The organism is Streptomyces sp. 13-12-16 (assembly GCF_002114215.1).
Classification (GTDB): Bacteria; Actinomycetota; Actinomycetes; order Streptomycetales; family Streptomycetaceae; genus Streptomyces.
In genome coordinates this window covers 4,962-10,173 of record NZ_NCTE01000972.1, presented here as the reverse complement: position 1 = coordinate 10,173, position 5,212 = coordinate 4,962, and the positions used below count along the sequence as shown (strand labels likewise).

At 70.5% G+C, this 5,212-nt stretch carries 5 protein-coding genes; 3 read left to right on the top strand and 2 right to left on the bottom strand.

The annotated features are described in order from the left end of the window. Nucleotides 1-97 precede the first annotated feature (97 nt). On the bottom strand, nucleotides 98-1,768 hold the full coding sequence (locus tag B7767_RS33380; protein WP_085575378.1) for a fumarate hydratase: 1,671 nt from the start codon (nucleotides 1,766-1,768) through the stop codon (nucleotides 98-100). Between the two features lie 303 nt (nucleotides 1,769-2,071). On the opposite strand from B7767_RS33380, the gene B7767_RS33375 reads away from it, so the two are divergent. Then, on the top strand, nucleotides 2,072-2,767 hold the full coding sequence (locus B7767_RS33375) for a DUF1707 domain-containing protein (RefSeq protein WP_085575373.1): 696 nt from the start codon (nucleotides 2,072-2,074) through the stop codon (nucleotides 2,765-2,767). Nucleotides 2,768-2,861: 94 nt separating this feature from the next. Then, nucleotides 2,862-3,236, top strand: a complete 375-nt coding sequence (locus tag B7767_RS33370) for a WhiB family transcriptional regulator (RefSeq protein WP_085575372.1) — start codon at nucleotides 2,862-2,864, stop codon at nucleotides 3,234-3,236. Between the two features lie 369 nt (nucleotides 3,237-3,605). Here B7767_RS33370 and glpX read toward each other — a convergent pair whose 3' ends face one another. Next, the gene (gene glpX, locus B7767_RS33365) at nucleotides 3,606-4,640 is read right to left on the bottom strand and encodes a class II fructose-bisphosphatase (protein WP_085575371.1); all 1,035 of its coding nucleotides are present in this window, start codon (nucleotides 4,638-4,640) and stop codon (nucleotides 3,606-3,608) included. 143 nt (nucleotides 4,641-4,783) lie between these two features. Between glpX and B7767_RS33360 the strand changes: the two genes are divergently transcribed. Next, nucleotides 4,784-5,212 (top strand): DUF4245 domain-containing protein (locus B7767_RS33360; RefSeq protein ID WP_085575370.1); only part of this gene is annotated, 429 nt, incomplete at its 3' end.

The window sequence follows — 5,212 nt, the reverse complement described above, 5'->3', positions numbered from 1 at the left end:
GGGGGCGAAACCCCGCCCCCGCCGCCCCGGAGGTGCTGAGCCGGCCCGGGCCCCGCCCCGGAGGTGCTGCGCCGGCCCGGGCCCCGCCCCGGAGGTGCTACGCCAGCCCGGGCCCCCGCACCGGGATCGACGTGAACGTCGGCTGCTGCGGCGAAGGATCCTGGAAGAAGTCATTCCCCTTGTCGTCGACGACGATGAACGCCGGGAAGTCCTCCACCTCGATCTTCCACACCGCCTCCATCCCGAGCTCCTCGTACTCGACGACCTCGACCTTCTTGATGCAGTCCTGCGCGAGCCGCGCCGCCGGCCCGCCGATGGACCCGAGGTAGAACCCGCCGTGCGCGTCGCACGCGTCGGTGACCTGCTTCGAACGGTTCCCCTTCGCCAGCATCACCTTGGACCCGCCCGCCGCCTGGAACTGCTCCACGTACGAGTCCATGCGCCCGGCCGTCGTGGGCCCGAACGACCCCGACGCGTACCCCTCCGGCGTCTTCGCGGGCCCCGCGTAGTACACCGGGTGGTCCTTCAGGTACTGCGGCATCTCCTCGCCCGCGTCCAGCCGCTCCTTGATCTTGGCGTGCGCGATGTCGCGCGCCACGACCAGCGGGCCGGTCAGGGAGAGCCGGGTCTTGACCGGGTACTTGGTCAGCTCGGCGAGGATCTCGTCCATCGGCTGGTTGAGGTCGATCCTGACCACGTCGCCCGACTCGTCGAGCTGCTCGTCCGTCGTCTCCGGCAGGAACCGCGCCGGATCCGTCTCCAGCTGCTCCAGGAACACGCCCTCGGCGGTGATCTTCGCGACGGCCTGCCGGTCCGCCGAGCAGGACACGGCGATCGCGACCGGGCACGACGCCCCGTGCCTCGGCAGCCGCACCACCCGCACGTCGTGGCAGAAGTACTTGCCCCCGAACTGCGCCCCGATCCCGATCTTCTGCGTCAGCTCGAAGACCTTCTCCTCCAGCTCCTTGTCCCGGAAGCCGTGCCCGAGCGCCGACCCCTCGGAGGGGATCTCGTCCAGGTAGTGCGCGGAGGCGTACTTCGCGGTCTTCAGCGCGTACTCGGCCGACGTGCCGCCGACGACGATCGCCAGGTGGTACGGCGGACAGGCGGCCGTGCCCAGCGAACGGATCTTCTCCTCCAGGAACTTCATCATGGAGGCCTCGTTCAGGACGGCCTTGGTCTCCTGGTAGAGGAACGACTTGTTGGCCGACCCGCCGCCCTTGGCCATGAACAGGAACTTGTACGCGCCGCCGTCCGTCGCGTACAGCTCGATCTGCGCCGGGAGGTTGGAACCGGTGTTCTTCTCCTCCCACATGGTGAGCGGAGCCATCTGCGAGTAGCGCAGGTTCAGGTTCTTGTAGGCGTCGTAGATGCCCTTGCTCAGGGCCTCCTCGTCACGCCCCGACGTCAGCACGTTCTGCCCGCGCTTGCCCATGACGATCGCCGTACCGGTGTCCTGGCACATCGGCAGCACGCCCGCCGCCGCGATGTTCGCGTTCTTCAGCAGGTCCAGCGCGACGAACTTGTCGTTGCCCGACGCCTCGGGGTCGTCGATGATGCGGCGCAGCTGCGCCAGGTGGGCGGGGCGCAGGTAGTGCTGGATGTCGTGGACGGCCTCCTCGGCGAGCTTGCGCAGCGCCTCCGGCTCCACCTTGAGGAACGTCCGCCCGTCGGCCTCGAAGGTGGAGACACCTTCGGAGGTCACCAGCCGGTAGGGGGTGGTGTCCTCTCCCATGGGGAGCAGATCGGCGTACTCGAAATCAGGCATCTCGCCCATTCCTCACTCGACAGGAAGTCTTCCGGGGCGGCTCGCCTCCGGGGCGCCGAAGCCTGTGCGGAGGGCCCGATCGTGCTCGACCCTCAGGGCCTCCGCGCGCTCGGGCCCTCCGCACAGGCGCGCCCCTTCGGCTCGCTCACCGCCGCCCGCCGACGTTGGCGGGCGCCCACCAGCGTAGGACCTGCTCCTCGCGGCGAGCCTGTGAGGTTGTCCTCAGTCGTCCCCGTGGCCGTCCCCGCAGTTGTCCCCGTCAGGGGGTAGTCGCGATCTATCGCGTTTGGGTACGCTGGCGCCGTGGACCTTCAGAAGCACGCCCAGCAGCCGGACACGGCACCGCGGACGGCCGAGCTGCGCGCCTCCGACGCCGACCGGGACCGTACCGCCGACCTCCTGCGCGAGGCCCTCGCCGAGGGCCGCCTCACCGCCGACGAGCACGCGGAGCGCGTCGAGGGCGTGCTGGCCGCCAAGACGGTCGGGGAGCTGGAGGTGTTCATCCAGGACCTGCCGATAGCCCACCAGCGGCGCGCGGCACACGCCTCCGTCCCCAGCCGCCCCACCGCCGGCGCGATCCCGGTGGACCCCGATGACAACGTGGTCGCGGTGTTCAGCGCCGCCACCCGCAAGGGCCGCTGGCGCACCGGCCGCCGCATTCACGCCTACGCGGTCTTCGGGAGCGTGGAGATCGACCTCAGCGAGGCGCTGTTCGACCACCAGCAGGTCATGATCAAGGCGTTCTCCGTCTTCGGCAGCGTCGAGATCCGCGTCCCGGAGAACGTGTCGCTGCGCGGCATGGGCGGCGGCGTGCTCGGCGCCTTCGAGGTGGACACGCTCGACGCGACCGACGACGAGGCCCCGGTGGTCTACGTCGACGGCTGGGCGGTGCTGGGCAGCGTCGAGGCGCGGCCCAGGCGCGGCAAGCTCGTGGCGGACATCCTCGACCGGGTGCAGCGCAAGGTCGACAGGAGCATGCGCAGACACCTGGGCCACTGACGCACGGATCGGAACTCAGTGCATAGGCGCGCGTACATCGGGTAAGCCTTGCTGCATCGTGTCTCGCTTGCGAAGCCGTCGTCAGGAGTAGACCGTGCTGCAACCGCCGCATTCGTCCCTGCAGATAGCCGCTGTCCCGGCCCAGCGAGCAGCAGCACGGGACAGGGACCAGGACGCCCCCTGGCACACCGAGGCGGTGTGCCGGCGCGACGAGGCGGGGCTGTTCTTCGCACCCTCGAAGGAACCCACCGCCGCCCGGCTCTCCCGCGAGGAGGCGGCCAAGCGCGTCTGCGCCCGCTGTCCGGTGATGGTCGAGTGCCGCGAGCACGCCCTGCTCCAGCCCGAGCCCTACGGCGTCTGGGGCGGCCTCACCGCCGCCGAACGCCGCGTGGTCCTGGCCCGCCGCAGGCGCCGCGAAATGGAACTGAAGAAGAACACCCGCCCGGGCCGCATCGCGGCAGCGGGCTGAAGCACGCCCGAACGACAGGAAAGGGGCGCCCCCTCCGCACAGGGGGCGCCCCTTCGCCACGGGGAAACCCGCTTCCCTCCGGGTGCCGGGGGACTGATCCCGCCTCAGGGGCGCGGGGCTGTGGCGTGTGCGGCTCCGCCGCGTGGGCGCTCCCTCCGCACAGGGGGCGCCTTTTTACGCCGGGCAGGGCAGCTCACCCAGGGGTGCGGGGCTGTGGCGTGTGCGGCTCCGCCGCGTGGGCGCTCCCTCCGCACAGGGGGCGCCTTTTTACGCCGGGCGGGGCAGCTCACCCAGGGGCGCGGGGAACTGCGCGATCAACCACAACGCACCCGCACTCACCCCGCGCCGCAGGCACCCTGAAGTGACGTTTCACTTGGCCCGGTCGAAATCGACCGCGCTGTACGCCCGCAGCTTCGAGAGCCGGTGCTCGGAGTCGATCCGGCGCACCGTCCCCGACTTCGACCGCATCACGATCGAATCGGTCGTGGCCGTCTCCGACCGGTACCGCACCCCGCGCAGCAACTCGCCGTCCGTGATCCCCGTCGCCACGAAGAACACGTTGTCCCCGGTGACCAGGTCCTCCGTGGTCAGTACCCGGTCCAGGTCGTGCCCCGCGTCGACCGCCCGCTGCCGCTCCTCGTCGTCCTTGGGCCACAGCTTGCCCTGGATGGTCCCGCCCAGGCACTTCACCGCGCACGCCGAGATGATGCCCTCGGGGGTACCGCCGACACCGAGCAGCAGATCGATGCCCGTGCCCTCGCGCAGTGCGAGGATCGAGCCGGCCACGTCGCCGTCGGAGATCAGCTTGATGCGCGCCCCGGTCTCCCGGATCTCCTTGATGATGCCCTCGTGCCGCGGCCGGTCGAGGATCACCACGGTGACGTCCTCGGGGGTGACCCGCTTGGCCTTGGCGACCCGCCGGATGTTCACGCTCACCGGCGCGTTGATGTCGACGAAGTCGGCGGCCTCCGGCCCGGTGACCAGCTTGTCCATGTAGAACACGGCCGACGGGTCGAACATCGAACCGCGCTCGGCGGCGGCCAGCACCGCGATGGCGTTCGTCATGCCCTTGGCGGTCAGCGTCGTACCGTCGATCGGGTCGACGGCGATGTCGCACTCCGGGCCGGTCCCGTCGCCCACGCGCTCCCCGTTGAAGAGCATCGGGGCCTCGTCCTTCTCGCCCTCGCCGATGACGACGACGCCGTTCATCGAGACGGTGGAGACGAGGGTGCGCATGGCGCGCACCGCGGCGCCGTCGGCGCCGTTCTTGTCACCGCGTCCTACCCAGCGGCCGGCTGCCATGGCCGCCGCCTCGGTCACCCGTACGAGCTCCAGGGCGAGGTTGCGGTCGGGGGCCTCGGACGGGACATCGAGCTCGGACGGCAAGTGATGGTGTTCGGTCATCGGAGCGCACCTTTCTGTACGACGACGGCCGGATGAGGGTGTGGGCACGACTCTATCGCCAGTCCGACAGAATGAGCAGGGCCCCCCACGGATGAGCGCACCGGGCACCTGCGACGATAGAGGGCGTGGCAGGAACGAACAGCATGCAGAAAACGGCCCGGGACATGATCCTTTCCCTGGCCCTCATCACGCTCGTGGCGGGAGTGGTCTGGCTGTTCATCCCGCACGAGGACGGCGAACCCGACATCAAGCGGGTCGACTACCGGGTCGACCTGCTCACGGCCCGCCGGGCCGCCTCCTACCCCGTCGCCGCGCCGGAGGGCCTGCCCGAGGCGTGGAAGCCCACCTCCGTCCGCTACCGGGGCACCGAGTCCGAGGCCTGGCACCTCGGCTTCCGCGCCCCCGACGGGGAGTACGTGGCGGTCGAGCAGTCCGCGGGCAAGCGGTCGGCGTTCATCGAGGACAAGACGCAGGGTGCCGCGAAGACGGAGACCACGCGGCAGATCGACGGCAGGACCTGGACGCGCTACGAGGGCGACCACTACGACGCGCTGGTGCTGGAGGACACCGAG

Coding starts and splice junctions, on each gene's coding strand:
- glpX (WP_085575371.1), bottom strand. CDS start 4,640: ATGACCGAACACCATCACTTGCCGTCCGAGCTCGATGTCCCGTCCGAG.
- B7767_RS33380 (WP_085575378.1), bottom strand. CDS start 1,768: ATGCCTGATTTCGAGTACGCCGATCTGCTCCCCATGGGAGAGGACACC.